The following is a 15,942-nucleotide window of genomic DNA, read 5'->3' as shown; positions in this document are numbered from 1 at the left end:
GCCACGGCCCCACCCAGGAACACCCATGCATCTCTCGAACTGGCTGCTTTTCTGCAGCGTTGCCCTGCTCGTCACGTTTTCTCCCGGCCCGGCCGTCCTGCTGGCCATCTCGAATGCCATCGCCGTCGGCCCCCGCCGCGCCATGATCAGCAGCATGGGCAATGGTTTTGGCCTGTTCATCATTTCCGGCGTGGCCATGGCCGGCATGGGCGTCGTGCTGGCCACCTCGGCCACGGCCTTCATGCTGCTGAAACTGGCTGGCGCCCTATATCTGGTCTACCTGGGCATCAAGCAATGGCGCAGCAAGACCAGCATCGTGGCCAATGCGCCCGTGGTACCAGGCACGGCCAATCCGAATTCGTTCTGGAAACTGTTCCGCCAGGGCTTGACGGTGGCGCTGACGAATCCCAAGGCCATCCTGTTCTTCTCGGCCCTGTTCCCGCAATTCATCACGCCGGGCGAGCCCGTGGCCATCCAGTTCACCGTGCTGACGACCTCGTTTGTCGCCTGCGCCATGCTGGCCCACTTGTTCTACGCCAACCTGGCGCGCCTGCTGAAAACCCAGCTGGCCACGCCGGGCCGGGCCAGGCTGTTCAACCGCATCTCGGGCGGCGCCTTCGTGCTGCTGGGCCTGAGCCTGCTGCGTCTGCGCGCCAAGGCGGCGTAACTAGTCCTTTTCCGTCAAGAACGCCTCGATGCTGGCCGCCAGGGCCAGCGGCGTTTCATTCATCGGATAGTGTCCCGCATTGGCCAGCACTTCCAGTCTGGCCTGCGGGTACCACGCCAGATACGTGCGCCGCATCAGGTCCGCATCGAAACGGGGATCGTGCTGCCCCACCAGTGCCAGCAGTGGCAACGCACAGGCCGCCCGCATGACTTCCCCGCTGAAATCCGTCCCGCTCCACGCCAGGAAATAGGCGGCAAACGCCGCCTGGTCCGAACTTTCCCACGAGTATTGCGCCTTACAGTCCAGCCAGGCGGCGGGCAAGCGTCCGCCCGTGCTGCGGTCGATGATGGCGCGCCGCGCCTGCACACTGCCGCTGGCATCGAGGAACAGCTGCCGGGCCGCCCCGTCCAGCGCCACGCCGCAGCTGGGCACGGGCGCCACGGCCACCAGCTTGCGCAAGCGCAAGGGCGCCAGCAAGGCCAGCCGTTCCAGCGCCATGCCGCCCATGGAATGGCCCACCACGCTGAACGTGGCAAAGGCCAGCGCATCGGCCAGCGCCAGCGCGTCGCGGGCCACTTCGTCCAGCGAGTAATCGCCGACCGCGCCCCGCATGCCGCCATAGCCGCGGCAATCCATGAACACATAGCTGAAAGCGCCACCATCGAGGGCCGCTTCCATGGGCGCAAACGCGTGCGCATCGCCAAACCAGCCGTGCAGGACGATGACGGCGTGGGGACCATGGCCCACGCGGTGATAGGTATTGATCATGCTCGCTCCCGACAAAGAGCCGATGGTAAGCGTTCGTCGGTCGGCCCGCCTTCGCCAGCAGGTCAAATACTGTAGAGTATGGGCCATGGATGATTTTTATACGGAAGTGCCGCGCGCCCTGATCGCCACCGCGCGCGACTATGCGCCCGGCGACATATTCCCCAGCCACAGCCATGCGCGCGGGCAATTCGCCTATGCGGCACGGGGCGTCATCACGGTGCACACGCCACAAGGCAACTGGCTGGTGCCGCCGCAACGGGCGTGCTGGGTACCGGCCCATCTGGCGCACGGCATGCGCATGCATGGCGCCGTGACCATGCACAATGTGTTCATCGATCCAGCCGCCATCGCCGGGAAGGCCTTGCCGTCCGCTTGCCAGGTGCTGGAAGCGGCGCCGCTGCTGCGCCAACTGCTGGCCGAAGCCGTCAGCGTGGATGCCTTGTACGGAGAACAATCGCGCGCGGGTCGATTGATGGCCTTGCTGCTCGACGAGATTGCCGCTGCCCGGCCCCTGCCCCTGAGCGCACCCCTGCCGCAGGAACCGCGGCTGGCGCGCCTGTGTATGGAAATGCTGCGGCATCCGAGCCTGGATACGGACCTGGACGCGATGGCGGCGCAGGCGGGCATGAGCCGGCGCACCTTTACGCGCCAGTTCCGCGCCCAGACGGGACTGGGCTTTGCCCAATGGCGCCAGCAAGCGTGTCTGCTGGCGGCCATCACGCGGCTGGCCGACGGACAAGCTATCACCCGCATCGCGCTCGACCTCGGCTATGCCAGCCCCAGCGCCTTCACGGCCGCGTTTCGCCGCGTGCTGGGGCAAGCGCCTTCCGACTATTTAGGCTAGGCAATGATGGCGGCAATGCGCTGCGACAATGCCTGCGCCAGTTTCTGTACATGGTAGCCGTCGACAAAGCCATGGTGGGCCTGGGCGGAAAACGGTATGCGCATGCGGCCGTCCTGCTGCACGGGGCCGAATTTGCCCCAGGTAAAGGTCGGAATATCGGCGTCGCGGTGGCGGCAGATCGGGTGTTCGATGGCCGCCAGTTCCAGCCATGGCAGGCAGGTGATGAAGATATTGTTGCGCTGCTCGCGTTCGGTCTCTCCTTCGCCCGTATTGATCAGCGCGGCGCTCGCTTCGGCGAGGCGTTTCGCTTCCAGGCTGCGCGCAATGAAGAGATCAAGCTGGTCCGTCATCGCGAAACGCGTGTAATTGAGATTGTCGTCACCGTTGATGACGGTATAGGAAGCGGGAAAATCATCGATCTTGATCACGTCGCCCTGGTAGATGCGGTACATGAACTGATCGATGTCCCGGACCGTATTGAGCAGGCAAAACAGGAAAAAGTGAAACACGGGAATTTTCCGTTCCTTGCACCACGGCCGGAAATCCGGCACGTCCAGCTGGAAATTGATATTGACGAGGGGATTGTCGAATGCCCGGAACAAGTCATAGCGGTCGCGCCGCTTTTCAAAATTTTTCATGCGGCGAGTGTAGACGATGGGGGGACTGGCGGGCAAGTCATGTCATACGCGCATGAAATGTTTTTTGATATTCCTTATTCCATAGTCAATGTGTTTATTATCTGAATTTGGCCGCCGGCCGGGATAACCGGTCGCAAGCCTCCCCGTATCGGGAGGCATATTTTCGCTGGATTTTCTTACCCGGCCTGATTCATCTCGTCATCGATCATATTGGCGAACAGGTCGAAACTCAGAATACCCGTGCCGATGCATGAAAATACTGTCGTACCCGCCGCATCCTTGATCGTCAATCTCTCGGTCCAGTCATTCTGATTCATGCACTTCAGGCTGGCGCCAGGCCAGGTGACGCCGTCCACATGCAAGCCCTGCGCCGACAAGGCCAGTTCCTGTGTCTTGAAATTCAGGAAATTACCGAACAAGCGCTTCTTGTACACGTCGCCGCTGCTGATATAGCGGAAAGTCACGCGCTCGCCGTCCGCCAGCTTCTGCGTCAAGACGGGCATGCGGTATTCCAGGTAACGGGAGCGAAATTCGTCCATGAACTCGTCAAAGCGCTTGAGTTCTCCGGTAGCCCATATCCAGGGCTGGTCGGCGCCCGTGCGGTAGGCAAGGTTATTGATCATGCCGGTCATGGCGGTGGAACCGCCGGCAAACAGATACAGGTCTTCGATATCGGCAAAGGCGGCGTAGCTGCGAATGCCGTTCAATTCATGCACCACACCGTCTTCATGCAATTCAAAACGGCTTTTCCGCCGCTTGAGCATTACTGCGCGCATGACCAGCACCAGCACGGCGAGCAGCAATAGAAAAGCCGCCGTGCCATACAAAATAGTCAAATTACTGTGCGTACCCAGCTTGGCGCCGTTACGCAAGGTCATGGCCTGCGTATCAGTCAGTGTTTTCTCAGGCATGGTCGTGCTCAGGTACAACACAAAACCTGCCACTGCCGCCAGGATCGCCGCAAATACGGCAAACAGCATGGGCACCGTCTTGCCATGAAAATACACGGCGAGTGCTTTATTGGTTTGCGGGATACTCAAATTGCCCATGTAATCTTCCTGTTAAATGATAGGGAGGGTTTTACAACCCGGAGGCCGAAATATATTCGGCCCGGATTGTCTCCCATCTATTACAGGAATGGCCACACGCACGTACACTCGATACTGATTTCTTACAGTAATGCCCGTGATTACTGGCCGGCCACAGTTATTATCTGGCATTGCAGAATTTCCCGGGCCACCTCGGCCACGCCTTCTTCCAGTTCTCCCATTGTCGGGGCATGGGCGAAGCGTTGCAATTCCCCGTCCAATTCGCATGCCAGTTCCCGTGAATGGCGCACGATGCCCTGCAACACAAAGTACTTCCATTGTTCGTCATTACCGGCCAGCACCGTTTTTATATAGGGCGCGAGGCGCACACCGATGCCGGCCAGGTACGGCAGCAGCACGCCGGCCACGGGCCAGTTCGCATCTTGCACCCATTCCAGGATCTGCGGCATGACAGGACGGATTTCCTCCCAGCTCAAGGCGATCAGGGCTTGCGCATGCTGCGTATCGTGTTTATCGCGCGGCAATGGCAGATGCATGGGCGGCGTCCCAGTCATGATGCGCCGCCGTGCGCCAGGCCCCGCTGCACTTTCCACGCCAACGGTAAAGTGAGCAGCAATACGGCCGCCAGCGCCAGCAGGGCCGTGGGCACGCTCGTATGGTCGCCCAGCGCGCCGAACAGCACGGGCGACAGCGCGCCGCCGCCGATGCTGCCCGTGTAGAACAGCGCAAACGCGTGCTCGCGCTTGCCGGGGGCAGCCAGTTCCGGCACCACGCCGTACAGCACGGACGAAGTGCCGTTCAGCGCCAGCCCCAGCAAAGACAGCATGGCCATGACGCCGGCCAGCGGCAGCCACAGGGCTGCCACGATGAGCAAGGACGTCATCGATTCCGTCAGCCACACGGTTTTCATCATGCCGATGCGCGCGCCCAGGTAGCCGCACAGCAGCTTGCCGAAGGCGCCGCCCACGAACAGCAAGGACAGCGCCACGCCGATGCCGGCCGTGCCCGCACCCTTGCTTTTTAATAAAAATGGCAGAAAGGTGAGAAAACCCATGCGCACGGCGCTGTCCAGAGTGCCCGTGGCCAGCAAGGCGCGAAAGCTGGCGGCCGAACCGCTGCCTGCGATGGGCTTGAGCGCTTTCTTCTGGCTGGCCTGGATGTCGCCCGGTTTCGGCAGCAGCCACCACAGCAAGCCGGCCGCCGCCAGGCCCAGCAGTCCCAGCAAGGAAACGCTCGCTTGCCAGCTGCATACCAGCAACAGCAAGCCCACGAGCGCGGGAATCAGGGTCTTGCCGATATCGCCGGCGAAATTGTAGTGCGACAGCGCTTCCTTCACGCCGCCGCCCGCCTCGTGCGTGTCCGTGACGATGGACGAGGCCAGCGGATGCTGCGTGCTGGCGCCCAGGCCGCCCAGCAGCAGGGCAAACAGCAGCACGCCCAAGCCGCCCGCCTGCCCCGCGACCAGGTATGCAACGCCGGCCAGCGCCGTGCCGCCCACCAGCATGCGTTCGCGCCCCCAGCGCCTGGCCAGGCGGCTGGCCAGCAGCTGGAAACCGGCCATCATGCCCGAGTACGAACCGCGCAACAGGCCTACCATCGCGTAGCTGATGGCAAACTGCGCCTGCCAGATGGGCAGGAGCACATAGATCACGTCCGTCAAGCCGTCATGCACGGCATGCGCGCTGCAGGCGGCGAACAGCGAGCGGCGGCGCAGGGATTTGTCGGAAGGAGACGATACGGAGGGAGCAGCAGCGGCGGATGGTTCGGTCATGACTTCGGCAGGAAAACGATGTGGACAGTGCAAGCTTACTACAGGGGCTGGCGGTGCAGCAGCACCTTGCCATACGTGGTCCAGCTACGCGTGCCGCCCACGCCAGGATCGATAGCAAACCGGCAACCCTGCACATAGGTAATCGCCGCCTCGACCAGTTCCGCTGGCAGGCCCGGCGCTTCAGCCACGATGCGTGCAGGAGCTCCTTCGCTGCCGATAAACATGCGCAGCACGACGCCGCTGTCATTGCTGGCCGACTTGTCGAGGTTGTTATAGCCCTGGATGCGCTGGGAAGGCTGGCAGCTGCCGGGTACCAGCAAGGGACGCAAGAGCTCGGTGTCGTCGAGGCCCCATACATATTGAACGCTGAAATTTTCCTTGGCCGCCCTATCAGCCGGGAACACGCACTGGCGCACATTGCTCAGCGCCGCATCGTCCAACACTTTCCACCCTGAACTGCGTGCCACGGACGCCGTTACCACCTTGCCATCCTGCCCTACGGAAAAGCGCATGGTCGTCTTGCCATCGAGTTCATACCGGCGCGCTTCCTGCGGATACACCTGGGGCTGACAGGCCGCGCCCGGCATCGCCTGGCCAAGCCCGGGCAGGATGGCCAGCGCCGCTGCCACACAGCGTAATGGGAAGCTTGCTTCATGCATCGGCATCGTGACTCCATCAATTGCTATTAAATAAGTTTTCAATTTTAGCAAATTGCCATGGATACCAACAAGCCGCTGGATAAACGACGGCAGGCGCGCCACCGTGCAACGATGGCGCGCCTGCCCATGCAGAACCTTGCTTGCCCGCTTATTTGGCCATCGCATCTTTCTTCATTTCATCTTTTTTCATTTCATCTTTCTTCATGCCGTCTTTCGCCATGCCATCCTTGGCCATGTGATCCTTTTTCATGTGCTTCTTGGCCATGGGCTTGTGCATGCCATCCTTGTCCATCGCATCCTTGTGCATGGCGTCCTTGTGCATGGCATCGGCCGAGGCGTCCTTGGCCATCGGGTCTTTCTTCATGGCGTCCTGGGCGAACGCGGCGCCCGACAGGAGGATGGCGGAAGCGACGATGGCGGCGAAGGTAGTGGTCGTGGTTTTCATGATATGTCCTTGTCTCAGTGTTGGATGGGCGAGATTGCCCGGTGGTAAAACTGTTGCCGTGCTACGGGTGCTGCTTGCTGCTAAATAATGAAAGCCGGGAGGCGGTCAGGGCCAGGCGCATTGCCGCAGGCAGTACGATTACCGCACTGGCCGCCTCTCCGGCCGTCCTAGGAACCGCCGAACCAGTTGTAGCCCTGGTTCTCCCAATACCCTCCCGGGTAGGTGTTCGTGACGAAAATGGCCTGGATGTGCTTGGGGTTCTTGTAGCCCAGCTTGGTCGGCATGCGCAGTTTCATGGGATAGCCGTACTTGGGCGGCAATGGCTGGCCGTCGTACGTGAGGGCCATGATGGTTTGCGGATGCAGGGCCGTGGCCATGTCGATGCTGGTGAAGTAATCGTCGGCGCACTGGAAGCCGATGTATTTCGCCGTCGTGTCGGCGCCCACCCGCTTCAAAAAGTGCGAAAACGGCACGCCGCCCCACTTGCCGATGGCGCTCCAGCCTTCCACGCAGATGTGGCGCGTCACCTGCGTTTCCTGCGGCAAGGCGCGCAACTGCGGCAGACTCCACGGCTTTTTGTCGGCAATCAAGCCGCTCAATTCCAGGCGCCAGGCGTCGCCATCGACCTCTTCCACTTCGTCTTCGCCGTAATACGCGTTGAAGGGAAACGGCCGCGTGATCATCGAGTCCGGGTAGGTCGGCGCCAGTTTGTTCGGGTCGAACAGCCAGCCCTGTACCTTGTCGTTGAAGCGCGAGACGGCCGTCAGCGCTGTCTCGATGCCGGACGGGTCGCTGACGTTGCAGCCGGTCAGCAAGGACAGGCCGCCCAGGGTCAGGCTGCGCTGCAGGAACAAACGCCGCGACGGCTGTTTGATCTGGCGCAAGGCGTCCGCCAGCATGGCCTGGCCCTGCTCTTGCACAATGATGGCTTTTTTCATGATCGTTTCCTTCAGCGGCCGCGCAGCATGGCGACCAGGGTGCGCGGCACCAGCGCCACCATCAGCAGATGCACGCCGACAAAGCCCGTCAGCAGCGCCATGGCGATGAAATGCACGCGGCGCGCGCTGTCGTAGCCGCCCATCAACTCGCGCAGCACGGGAAACTGCACGGATTTCCACAGCACCAGGCCGGACAACACCAGCACGATGCAGTCGAACATGACGAACAGATAGGCGGCGCGCTGCACCATGTTGTAATGGCGGGGGTCCGCATGGGCCAGCTTGCCTTTCAGCGCGGCGGCGAAATCGGCCAGCAGCAGGCGCGGCGTCAGGGGAAAGAACTGGCGCCGCAGCCGTCCCGAGGCGATGTTGATCGCCAGATACAGCAAGCCATTGCCTACCAGCAGCCACATGGCGGCAAAATGCCATTGCAGGGCGCCGCCCAGCCAGCCTCCCAGGGTCAGCGCGCGCGGCAGCTCGAACGGGAAGAACGGCGCCGCGTTGTAGATGCGCCAGCCGCTGGTGGCCAGCACCACCACGGCCACGGCATTGAGCCAGTGCGTGAGGCGCAGCCAGGCGGGGTGAATCACGGCGCTGGAAACAGTCGGAGTAGACATCACAACACTCCTTTCGCGCAGGATGCCGTGCTGACGGCTTGCAGGATGGCGCTGCTGTCGGACCGCTGCACGAAGGCCACCACTTGCAGCTGCTCCGGGCGCCAGCTGGCGGGCAGCTTGACTTCGCGGCGCAGCTGGGCGCGGCCTTGCGCCAGCGCAACCGGCCCCAGCCACAAGCGCACGGCCGCATCGTGCTGCAGGGTGGCGCCCCGGTTCTCGCCGCGCAGCACTTTCGACACGATGGCGCTTTCGCTGATGGCCACGTACAGCTGGCCGTTCGTCTGCGCATCGGGCGCGCTGGCATTGGCTTCCAGCAGTAATTTTCCGCCTGGCCCCGGCGTGGCGGACAGGCCGATGTTGACGGTTGCGGCGGTCGCGTTGATGCGGCGGATGGCGGCCGGCAGCTGCGTATCCCAGCCACGCAATTCCGTGCCGCCCACAAAGAACTGGGGCGTGTAGGCCACGTGGCGGGGCTGATGGCGCAGCAGTTCGGCCTGGCGCGCATCGAATTGCGCCTGCGCCAGCGGGTCCGCCCAGCCGATCTGGTCCCAGTACGTGACGTGCAGGGCCAGCGGCACGACCAGGCTGGCCGCCCCCGCTTCCTTGCGCAAGGCGTTCAGGCGCTGGTCGGCGGGCGGGCAGCTGGAGCAGCCTTCGCTGCTGTACAGTTCCACCAGCGCCGCCGTCTGCGGCCCGCTCTGCACGGTGCAGCGCTGGCTGGCGGCCAGCTGCGCCATGGCCGGGGCTGCCACGACCGTGCCCAGCACGGGGAAAAGAAGTGTTGCGAGGCGGTGCTTGATGTCCATGGTCTTTCACCGGTATATTGAATGAAGAAGCGTGCTTGCCTGTCAATTCGCCGCGATGGGCGGATTGGTTACAGCCGCCTCCCATTATTTTTGAATTTATTTTTTTCATTGCCTGTCACCAAAGGCCTGCATGCAACGAATACCTGTAAGCGAACACCTGCATGGCACGGAATTGCGGCTGCATGGCCTGATGCTGCGCGGGCTCGACGGCGATGCGGCGGCCTACCGCAGCTTCCTGCAAGCGACCAGCGGCCATTTGCGCGCGTTCCTGCGGCGGCGCCTGCAGCGCTGGCCCGACGAGGTGGAAGATCTGGTGCAGGAATGCTTGCTGGCCATCCACAACCAGCGCCTGACGTACGATACGGGCGTGCCGCTGACGTCGTGGATCCATGCGATCGCGCGCTACAAATTGATCGACTGGCTGCGCCGGCATGCGCGGCGCGAAGCGCAGCACTTGCCGTACGACGAGGAAGATGACACGCAGGAACTGTTTTCCAGCGCCGACGCGGAGGCGGCCGAAGCCAGCCGCGACCTGGGCAAATTGCTGGCCGGCTTGCCTGCGCAGCAGCGCGACGCCATCGTGCATACCAAGCTCGACGGCTGGTCCGTGCGCGACACGGCAGCCGCCATGGGTATTTCGGAAGCCAGCGTCAAAGTGGCCGTGCATCGCGGCTTGAAGGCCCTGGCGGCCAATTTAAGGACAGGCAATGAGGGAGTTGCACCATGAAAACCGATGACTTGATCGCCATGCTGGCCAGCGGCCCCGACGTGGCCGCCGCGCCCCCGCCGGGCGCGTACTGGCGCGCTGGCGCCATCCTGGGCGCGGGCTTGCTGGCCAGCGTGGCGCTGATGGCCATGCTGCTGGGCGTGCGGCCCAACCTGGAACAGCTGGCCCTGCTGCCGGATTTCTGGATCAAGGTCGGTTTCGTCATTTGCCTCTGCCTGGCAGCCTCGCATGTCGGCCGCCGCCTGTGCGTGCCGGGCGCCAGTACGCGCGCCCTGCCCCTGCTGATCGCCGTGCCCCTGCTGCTGATGTGGGCGCTGGGCGCCCTCATCCTGAACGAAGCACCGCCCGAACAGCGCGCCGAACTGTTCTGGGGCGCCACGTGGCGCAGCTGCCCCTTGCTGATCGCCATGCTGTCGCTGCCCCTGCTGGCCGCCGTGCTGCGCCTGATGCGCCAATTGGCGCCCACGCGCCTGCGCCTGGCGGGCGCGGCCGGCGGTTTTGCCGCCGGCGCCCTGGCGGCCCTCGTGTACTGCCTGCATTGCCCGGAGCTGGCCGCCAGCTTCGTCGGCTTCTGGTATGTGCTGGGCATGCTGGTGCCGACCGCCCTCGGCGCCGCCCTCGGCCCCAAAATGCTGGCCTGGTAAGCCACTCTTGCAGCCGGCGCGGCGCCCGTCAAGCGGGCATTGCACGCCTATCGACTTCATATCCGCAAAAGTCACGCATTCCCACGCGCAGCCTTTGCCCCTGCATACATGCCGGCATAGCGCAACAGGCTATCGCCGGCAGCCGCGGGCCTGTCTTTTCTTGTCCACAAAATATTTATTCTTACTGACATGCAATACGCGCGTAGATTCGACTGCGTGCGCCAGCCCCTGACGATCGACGGCCGTTCATTCCGCTACCCAAAAATTAATTGTGGAGGAATTGAATCTGATCGTGCTGGCGCCCCGTACAAGTGATGCAGTCCCGTAATTTCCGCAAGTCCTGCCACTGCGTATAACAATTCAGGGAGAATCGACATGTCTTTGCATCACTCGAAAACCGCTCTGGGCGCCGCACTCCTGGGCAACCTGCTGGCCGTATCCTTCACTTTGGCCCTCGCGCCAGCCGCCCATGCTTCCAGCCACCGCGAAGCGCCATTCATCACGCAAAACCCGAAAGTCGACGCCACCGACTTCTATATGTTCCGCAGCTATGAAGCGGGCCGCGGCGCGTACACAACGCTGGTGGCCGACTATATTCCCCTGCAGGACGCGTATGGCGGCCCGAATTACTTCGCCATGGACCCCAACGCCCTGTACGAAATCCACATCGACAACAACGGCGACGGCAAGGAAGATCTCACCTTCCAGTTCCGCTTCACCAACACCATCAAGGATGGCCAGTTCACCGTGGGCGGCAAGAAAGTCTCGATTCCGCTCGTCATCAACGGCGGCGCCATCGACACGGTCAACCCGGCCGGCCTGAACGTGCGCGAAACCTACAGCGTGACGGTGGTGCGGGGCGACCGCCGCACGGGCACGCGCAGCAGCGTCACCAATGCCACGGGCGGCGGCACGACGTTCGACAAGCCCGTCGACAACATCGGCAACAAGGCCATCCCCAACTATGCCGCGTACGCCGCGCAGCACGTCTACACGGTCAACATCCCCGGCTGCGCCACGCCGGCCCGCATGTTCGTGGGCCAGCGCAAGGACCCGTTCGTCGTGAACCTGGGCGAAACGTTCGACTTGATCAACATCAAGGCGCCCGCCACGGAGTTTGCCGCAAATGCGGAGTCGGCCGCCAAGGATGACCTGGCCCGGAAAAACGTCACGGCCATCGAGATGGAAGTGCCGACGGCCTGCCTGACGGCGGGCAGCGACCCCGTCATCGGCGGCTGGACCACGGCCAGCCTGCGCCAGGGCCGCCTGCTGAACCCGGCGCCGGGGACCACCACCACGGCGTCGAAGGAAGGCGGCGCGTGGGTGCAGGTATCGCGCCTGGGCATGCCGCTGGTGAATGAACTGGTGATCGGCCTGAAGGACAAGGACCGCTTCAACGCCAGCAAGCCGTCGGGCGATGCGCAATTTGCCGACTACGTCACCAACCCGACGGCGCCGGCCCTCGTGGAAGTGCTGTTCGGCTCGGCAGGCGCCAAGGCGCCCACCAACTTCCCCCGCAATGACCTGGTAGCCACCTTCCTCACGGGCATCAAGGGCGTGAACCAGCCCGTGACGGTGGTTGCCTCTGAAATGCTGCGCCTGAATACCTCGATTGCCGCCACGGCCGTCGGCGGGCAAAACCGCCTGGGCGTGATCGGCGGCGACAATGCGGGCTTCCCGAACGGCCGCCGCCCCGGCGACGACGTGGTCGACGTGGTGCTGCGCGTGGCCATGGGCAAGCTGTGCACGCTGAACATCGGCTGCGCCCCGGCCGACGCACCCGCCGGCGGCCTGCATTTCACGGATGGCGCTTTCCTCGACGAAACCTACTTCACGGCAGGCTTCCCCTATCTGAAAACGCCCGTGGCCGGTTCGCCGCAAATGTAAGCCCGACAGGAGAACGCGATGAAAAAACTGTATGCAATCAGCGCCCTGGCGCTCACGGCCCTGCTGGCCGGCTGCGGTGGCGGCGGCAGTAGCAGCCACGGCGGCGATAACGGCGGCGTCAATCCCCCGCCCGTGGTCTTGCTCGACGCCTTCTATGTGGCCGTCAGCAACGTCATCCTGACCACCAGCGATGACAAGGACGGCGTCGCCATCGACGCCATCATGGCGACGTCTCCGGAAAATACGGAGCCCGTGCCGCTGTAACGCGCAGTCAGCAAGTGCGGGCGCCGGAGACAGCGTTCTCCGGCGCCCCACCCTTGCCGCCCCACTCCACCATCGACGGCGTCCACGATGAAAACACCGATTTCCCTGCTGTGCGCCTGCCTGCCCTTGCTGGCATGGGCCGCGCCCTACACGCCAAAGGATGGCGGCACCGTCATCGAACAGCTGCCGCGCCGCGCCGACGCCACGCAGGTCGCCCTGCGCGGCCTGCGCCAGCAACTCAGCGCCACGCCGGGCGACCTGGGCCTGGCCACGGGCCTGGCCCAGCGCTACATTGCCCTGGCGCGCAGCGAGACGGATCCCCGCTACCTGGGCTATGCGCAGGCGGCGCTGGCGCCCTGGTGGCGGCAGGCGGCGCCGCCCCTGCCCGTGCGCCTGCTGCGCGCCACCATTTTGCAAAGCACCCACCAGTTCGGCCCCGCCCTGCAAGACCTCGACGCCGTCATCGCCCAGGAACCGGCAAATGGCCAGGCCTGGCTGACGCGCGCCACCGTGCTCACCGTGCAGGGCGACTATGCGAAGGCGACGGCCGCCTGCGCGCGCCTGTCGGCGCTCACAACCCAGCTCGTCACCGTCACCTGCATTGCCAACGTGGCCAGCGTCACGGGCCGCGCCGCCACCAGCGAGCGCCTGCTGGACCTGACCCTGCAAAGGAGCGCGGGCGCGGCGCCCGGACTGGAAAGCTGGGCCCTGACCCTGCTGGCGGAAATGGCCACGCGGCGCGGCGAAACGGCGCTGGCCGAGGCCCGCTACAAAAAAGCGCTGGCGCAGCAGCCGCGCGACAGCTACCTGCTGGGCGCCTACACGGATTTCCTGCTCGACCAGCAGCGCCCGCAGGACGTCGTCCAATTACTCAAAGACCAGCAGCGCATCGACGCCCTGCTGCTGCGCCATGCGCTGGCCCTGCAGGCGCTGCCCGGCCAGCAAACGGCATTCCTGGCCGCGAAAGCGGAACTGGCGGCCCGCTTCCGCGCCGCCATGCAGCGCGGCGACACCGTGCACCAGCGCGAGCAAGCCCGTTTCGCCCTGTTCCTGCAGCAGGATATCCCCGCTGCCCTGCAACTGGCGCAGCAGAACTGGGCCATCCAGAAGGAAGTGCCGGACATGCGCATCCTGCTCGAAGCGGCCCTGGCGGCGCGCAACTACGGCGCGGCCCAGCCCGTGCTGGCCTGGATCGCCGCCAACGGCGTGGAAGACACGGCCCTGCAGCGCCTCGTCCGGCAGCTGGGCCCTCAGGATGGCGCGAAAATCAGCGCCGCGCAAAAGGCAGGTGTGCTGTGAACGCCCGCCTCGCCCTGTGCCTGTTCCTGCTGTGCGCGTGGCTCGCGCCCGCGCAGGCGCACAAGCCCAGCGACAGCTACCTGAGCCTGGCCGTGCATGGGCAGCAGATCGAGGGCCAATGGGATATCGCCCTGCGCGACCTCGATTTCGCCATCGGCCTGGACGGCAATGGCGACGGCGCGCTGACGTGGGACGAGATCCGCGCGCGCCACGAGGCCATCGCCGCCTACGCGCTGCAGCGCCTGCAGGTGGCCAGCGACCAGGGCACGTGCCCGTTGAAAGTCGTCGAACAGCTGATCGACAACCATACGGACGGCGCCTACAACGTGCTGCGCTTTACGGCCGCCTGCCCCGGCAACGCCGCGCCAGCCACCTTAAGCATCGGCTACACCTTGTTCGCCGACCTGGACCCGCAGCACAAGGGGCTGCTCAAGATCGACAGCGGCGGCGCCACGCAGACGGCCATCTTCGACCCGGACAGCCCGCGCCAGACGATGTCGCTGGCCGCGCCCGACCGCCTGGCCCAGTTCGGCGCCTACGTCAAACACGGCATCTGGCATATCTGGATCGGCTACGACCATATTCTGTTTTTGCTGTCGCTGCTGCTGCCGGCCGTGCTGCTGCCGGGCTTGCGCGACCAGCAGCAAGGCTTGCGGGCGGCGTTCTATGACGTGCTGAAGGTCGTCACGGCATTCACGCTCGCCCATTCCATCACCCTGACCCTGGCCAGCCTGTCGCTCGTGTCGCTGCCGTCGCGCTGGGTGGAATCGGCCATCGCCGCGTCCGTGATCCTGGCCGCGCTGAACAATCTGCTGCCCCTGTTCCGCGGCAAGCGCCCCGTGGCCGCCTTCGCCTTTGGCCTAATCCACGGTTTCGGCTTTGCCAGCGTGCTGCGCGACCTGGGCTTGCCGCAAGGCTCGCTGCTGGCCAGCCTGTTCGGCTTCAACGTGGGCGTGGAAATCGGCCAGCTGACCATCGTCGCCGCCTTTTTGCCCATCGCCTGGCTGCTGCGCAAGACCTGGCTGTACCGGCAGGTGCTGACCGTCGGTTCGCTGGCCATCGCCGTGGTGGCGGCCGTGTGGCTGGTCGAGAGAATTGCCGATATCAAGCTGATTTCCGCCTGACGGCTGCTTGGGAGCGTTGCTGGACCGCCACTGCCGGGCCACAAGTGGCGGCAATCGGGCTACAATACGAACAATTCTCAATCGCATCAAGGCCACGCCGTCCCACGGAACATGGCATGGAAAGGTTGCATGCTACGCCCCGAACTGGAACTGCACCGGCAAATCGAAGTGCTCTACAGCAACCACCATGGCTGGCTGCAGGGCTGGCTGCGCCGCAAGCTGGGCAACGCCTTCGATGCGGCCGACCTGGCGCACGACACGTATCTGCGCATCCTCTCGCGGGGCCGCGCGCCCGAACCCGGGGAATCGCGCCAGCACCTGGCGCAGATCGCCAACGGCCTGGTGGTGGACCTGTTCCGCCGCCGGCATATCGAGGCAGCCTACGCGGACGCCATCGCCGCGCAGCCGGAAGCGGCCGCACCCACGCCGGAAATGCGCGCGCTGATCGTCGAAGCGCTGCTGGAAATCGACGCCATCCTGGCCAGCCTGCCGCCCAAGGTGCGCGACGCCTTCCTGCTGTGCAAACTCGAAGGCATGGGCTACGCCGACATCGCCGCGCGCGTGGGCGTGTCCGTCTCATCCGTGGAAAAATACATCGCCCGCGCGCTGCTGGCCTGCTGCATGGCGCAATGCGCATGAGCAGCGCGCACTTCCAGCCTGACGGCGCGCCCATCGCCCCCGCCGTGCTGCAGCGCGCCGCCGAATGGATGGCGCGGCTGTGGGCGGAAGACGCCAGCGCGGCCGATGCCGACGCCTGCGCCGCCTGGCGCGCCGCCCACCCCGAACACGAGCGGG

General features: G+C 64.4%; 20 protein-coding genes. 10 read left to right on the top strand and 10 right to left on the bottom strand.

From position 1 onward, the window contains the following. Positions 1-25: 25 nt before the first annotated feature. Positions 26-667 (top strand): LysE family translocator, encoded by a 642-nt coding sequence (locus tag GCN75_RS00100; RefSeq protein WP_152280797.1) that lies wholly within the window; start codon positions 26-28, stop codon positions 665-667. Here GCN75_RS00100 and GCN75_RS00095 read toward each other — a convergent pair whose 3' ends face one another. Further along, positions 668-1,435, bottom strand: coding sequence for an alpha/beta fold hydrolase (locus GCN75_RS00095; RefSeq protein ID WP_152280796.1), 768 nt, complete (start codon positions 1,433-1,435; stop codon positions 668-670). Between the two features lie 85 nt (positions 1,436-1,520). Here GCN75_RS00095 and GCN75_RS00090 point away from each other — a divergent pair, with 85 nt between their 5' ends. After that, a complete protein-coding gene (locus GCN75_RS00090) occupies positions 1,521-2,279 on the top strand; it encodes an AraC family transcriptional regulator (protein WP_152280795.1) in 759 nt (252 codons plus the stop codon). Here GCN75_RS00090 and GCN75_RS00085 read toward each other — a convergent pair. The 9 genes from GCN75_RS00085 to GCN75_RS00045 all read right to left on the bottom strand — a co-directional run bounded on the left by GCN75_RS00085 (position 2,276) and on the right by GCN75_RS00045 (position 9,202). Then, positions 2,276-2,917, bottom strand: a complete 642-nt coding sequence (locus tag GCN75_RS00085) for a CatA-like O-acetyltransferase (RefSeq protein WP_152280794.1) — start codon at positions 2,915-2,917, stop codon at positions 2,276-2,278. The two genes, GCN75_RS00090 and GCN75_RS00085, sit on opposite strands and share 4 nt — an antisense overlap. 176 nt (positions 2,918-3,093) lie before the next feature. Further along, positions 3,094-3,966: a hypothetical protein gene (locus GCN75_RS00080; protein ID WP_226940945.1), complete on the bottom strand. Its 873-nt coding sequence runs from the start codon at positions 3,964-3,966 to the stop codon at positions 3,094-3,096. A 140-nt stretch (positions 3,967-4,106) separates the two neighbouring features. Continuing rightward, positions 4,107-4,502 carry a DUF5071 domain-containing protein gene (locus GCN75_RS00075; protein ID WP_193317326.1) on the bottom strand — a complete coding sequence of 132 codons (396 nt, stop codon included), beginning with the start codon at positions 4,500-4,502 and terminating at the stop codon, positions 4,107-4,109. A 14-nt stretch (positions 4,503-4,516) separates the two neighbouring features. After that, complete coding sequence (locus tag GCN75_RS00070; RefSeq protein ID WP_152280792.1) at positions 4,517-5,737, bottom strand: MFS transporter; 1,221 nt, start codon at positions 5,735-5,737, stop codon at positions 4,517-4,519. 38 nt (positions 5,738-5,775) lie between these two features. Further along, complete coding sequence (locus tag GCN75_RS00065) at positions 5,776-6,402, bottom strand: energy transducer TonB (RefSeq protein WP_193317325.1); 627 nt, start codon at positions 6,400-6,402, stop codon at positions 5,776-5,778. 142 nt (positions 6,403-6,544) lie between these two features. After that, a complete protein-coding gene (locus tag GCN75_RS00060) occupies positions 6,545-6,841 on the bottom strand; it encodes a pentapeptide MXKDX repeat protein (RefSeq protein WP_193317324.1) in 297 nt (98 codons plus the stop codon). A gap of 167 nt (positions 6,842-7,008) precedes the next feature. Further along, entirely contained in the window at positions 7,009-7,740 is a 732-nt protein-coding gene (locus tag GCN75_RS00055) for a molybdopterin-dependent oxidoreductase (RefSeq protein ID WP_405002769.1), read from the bottom strand. A 50-nt stretch (positions 7,741-7,790) separates the two neighbouring features. Further along, a complete protein-coding gene (locus GCN75_RS00050) occupies positions 7,791-8,396 on the bottom strand; it encodes a cytochrome b/b6 domain-containing protein (RefSeq protein WP_152280788.1) in 606 nt (201 codons plus the stop codon). Continuing rightward, positions 8,396-9,202 (bottom strand): DUF1223 domain-containing protein, encoded by an 807-nt coding sequence (locus tag GCN75_RS00045; protein ID WP_152280787.1) that lies wholly within the window; start codon positions 9,200-9,202, stop codon positions 8,396-8,398. Before GCN75_RS00045 ends, GCN75_RS00050 begins: the two co-directional genes overlap by 1 nt. Positions 9,203-9,332: 130 nt before the next feature. On the opposite strand from GCN75_RS00045, the gene GCN75_RS00040 reads away from it, so the two are divergent. From GCN75_RS00040 to GCN75_RS00005, 8 genes are all read left to right on the top strand, one after another. Beyond that, a complete protein-coding gene (locus GCN75_RS00040) occupies positions 9,333-9,929 on the top strand; it encodes a sigma-70 family RNA polymerase sigma factor (protein WP_152280786.1) in 597 nt (198 codons plus the stop codon). Then, a complete protein-coding gene (locus tag GCN75_RS00035) occupies positions 9,926-10,573 on the top strand; it encodes an NrsF family protein (RefSeq protein ID WP_152280785.1) in 648 nt (215 codons plus the stop codon). The genes GCN75_RS00040 and GCN75_RS00035 overlap by 4 nt, the downstream gene beginning before the upstream one ends. Before the next feature lie 375 nt (positions 10,574-10,948). Further along, positions 10,949-12,460: a DUF4331 domain-containing protein gene (locus GCN75_RS00030; RefSeq protein WP_152280784.1), complete on the top strand. Its 1,512-nt coding sequence runs from the start codon at positions 10,949-10,951 to the stop codon at positions 12,458-12,460. Positions 12,461-12,478: 18 nt separating this feature from the next. After that, the gene (locus GCN75_RS00025; protein ID WP_152280783.1) at positions 12,479-12,724 is read left to right on the top strand and encodes a hypothetical protein; all 246 of its coding nucleotides are present in this window, start codon (positions 12,479-12,481) and stop codon (positions 12,722-12,724) included. An 87-nt stretch (positions 12,725-12,811) separates the two neighbouring features. After that, positions 12,812-14,023 (top strand): tetratricopeptide repeat protein, encoded by a 1,212-nt coding sequence (locus tag GCN75_RS00020; protein ID WP_152280782.1) that lies wholly within the window; start codon positions 12,812-12,814, stop codon positions 14,021-14,023. Next, entirely contained in the window at positions 14,020-15,147 is a 1,128-nt protein-coding gene (locus GCN75_RS00015) for a HupE/UreJ family protein (RefSeq protein WP_152280781.1), read from the top strand. Before GCN75_RS00020 ends, GCN75_RS00015 begins: the two co-directional genes overlap by 4 nt. Before the next feature lie 129 nt (positions 15,148-15,276). Then, positions 15,277-15,786, top strand: coding sequence for a sigma-70 family RNA polymerase sigma factor (locus GCN75_RS00010; protein WP_152280780.1), 510 nt, complete (start codon positions 15,277-15,279; stop codon positions 15,784-15,786). Then, a partial coding sequence (locus tag GCN75_RS00005) for a DUF4880 domain-containing protein (RefSeq protein ID WP_152280779.1) occupies positions 15,777-15,942 on the top strand: 166 nt, incomplete at its 3' end. The genes GCN75_RS00010 and GCN75_RS00005, both read left to right, overlap by 10 nt.

Origin of the sequence: Janthinobacterium violaceinigrum, assembly GCF_009208555.1 — a bacterium.
In the GTDB taxonomy this organism is placed as follows: Bacteria; Pseudomonadota; Gammaproteobacteria; order Burkholderiales; family Burkholderiaceae_D; genus Janthinobacterium; species Janthinobacterium violaceinigrum.
The sequence above is the reverse complement of the archived record's forward strand: the minus strand, read 5'-3'. Positions and strand labels throughout refer to the sequence as shown.

What these genes read in the sequence shown, in the direction of transcription:
- GCN75_RS00100 (WP_152280797.1), top strand. Translation starts at nt 26, where the DNA reads ATGCATCTCTCGAACTGGCTGCTTTTCTGCAGCGTTGCCCTGCTCGTC.
- GCN75_RS00095 (WP_152280796.1), bottom strand. Translation starts at nt 1,435, where the DNA reads ATGATCAATACCTATCACCGCGTGGGCCATGGTCCCCACGCCGTCATC.
- GCN75_RS00090 (WP_152280795.1), top strand. Translation starts at nt 1,521, where the DNA reads ATGGATGATTTTTATACGGAAGTGCCGCGCGCCCTGATCGCCACCGCG.
- GCN75_RS00085 (WP_152280794.1), bottom strand. Translation starts at nt 2,917, where the DNA reads ATGAAAAATTTTGAAAAGCGGCGCGACCGCTATGACTTGTTCCGGGCA.
- GCN75_RS00080 (WP_226940945.1), bottom strand. Translation starts at nt 3,966, where the DNA reads ATGGGCAATTTGAGTATCCCGCAAACCAATAAAGCACTCGCCGTGTAT.
- GCN75_RS00075 (WP_193317326.1), bottom strand. Translation starts at nt 4,502, where the DNA reads ATGCATCTGCCATTGCCGCGCGATAAACACGATACGCAGCATGCGCAA.
- GCN75_RS00070 (WP_152280792.1), bottom strand. Translation starts at nt 5,737, where the DNA reads ATGACCGAACCATCCGCCGCTGCTGCTCCCTCCGTATCGTCTCCTTCC.
- GCN75_RS00065 (WP_193317325.1), bottom strand. Translation starts at nt 6,402, where the DNA reads ATGCCGATGCATGAAGCAAGCTTCCCATTACGCTGTGTGGCAGCGGCG.
- GCN75_RS00060 (WP_193317324.1), bottom strand. Translation starts at nt 6,841, where the DNA reads ATGAAAACCACGACCACTACCTTCGCCGCCATCGTCGCTTCCGCCATC.
- GCN75_RS00055 (WP_405002769.1), bottom strand. Translation starts at nt 7,740, where the DNA reads ATGCTGGCGGACGCCTTGCGCCAGATCAAACAGCCGTCGCGGCGTTTG.
- GCN75_RS00050 (WP_152280788.1), bottom strand. Translation starts at nt 8,396, where the DNA reads ATGTCTACTCCGACTGTTTCCAGCGCCGTGATTCACCCCGCCTGGCTG.
- GCN75_RS00045 (WP_152280787.1), bottom strand. Translation starts at nt 9,202, where the DNA reads ATGGACATCAAGCACCGCCTCGCAACACTTCTTTTCCCCGTGCTGGGC.
- GCN75_RS00040 (WP_152280786.1), top strand. Translation starts at nt 9,333, where the DNA reads ATGCAACGAATACCTGTAAGCGAACACCTGCATGGCACGGAATTGCGG.
- GCN75_RS00035 (WP_152280785.1), top strand. Translation starts at nt 9,926, where the DNA reads ATGAAAACCGATGACTTGATCGCCATGCTGGCCAGCGGCCCCGACGTG.
- GCN75_RS00030 (WP_152280784.1), top strand. Translation starts at nt 10,949, where the DNA reads ATGTCTTTGCATCACTCGAAAACCGCTCTGGGCGCCGCACTCCTGGGC.
- GCN75_RS00025 (WP_152280783.1), top strand. Translation starts at nt 12,479, where the DNA reads ATGAAAAAACTGTATGCAATCAGCGCCCTGGCGCTCACGGCCCTGCTG.
- GCN75_RS00020 (WP_152280782.1), top strand. Translation starts at nt 12,812, where the DNA reads ATGAAAACACCGATTTCCCTGCTGTGCGCCTGCCTGCCCTTGCTGGCA.
- GCN75_RS00010 (WP_152280780.1), top strand. Translation starts at nt 15,277, where the DNA reads ATGCTACGCCCCGAACTGGAACTGCACCGGCAAATCGAAGTGCTCTAC.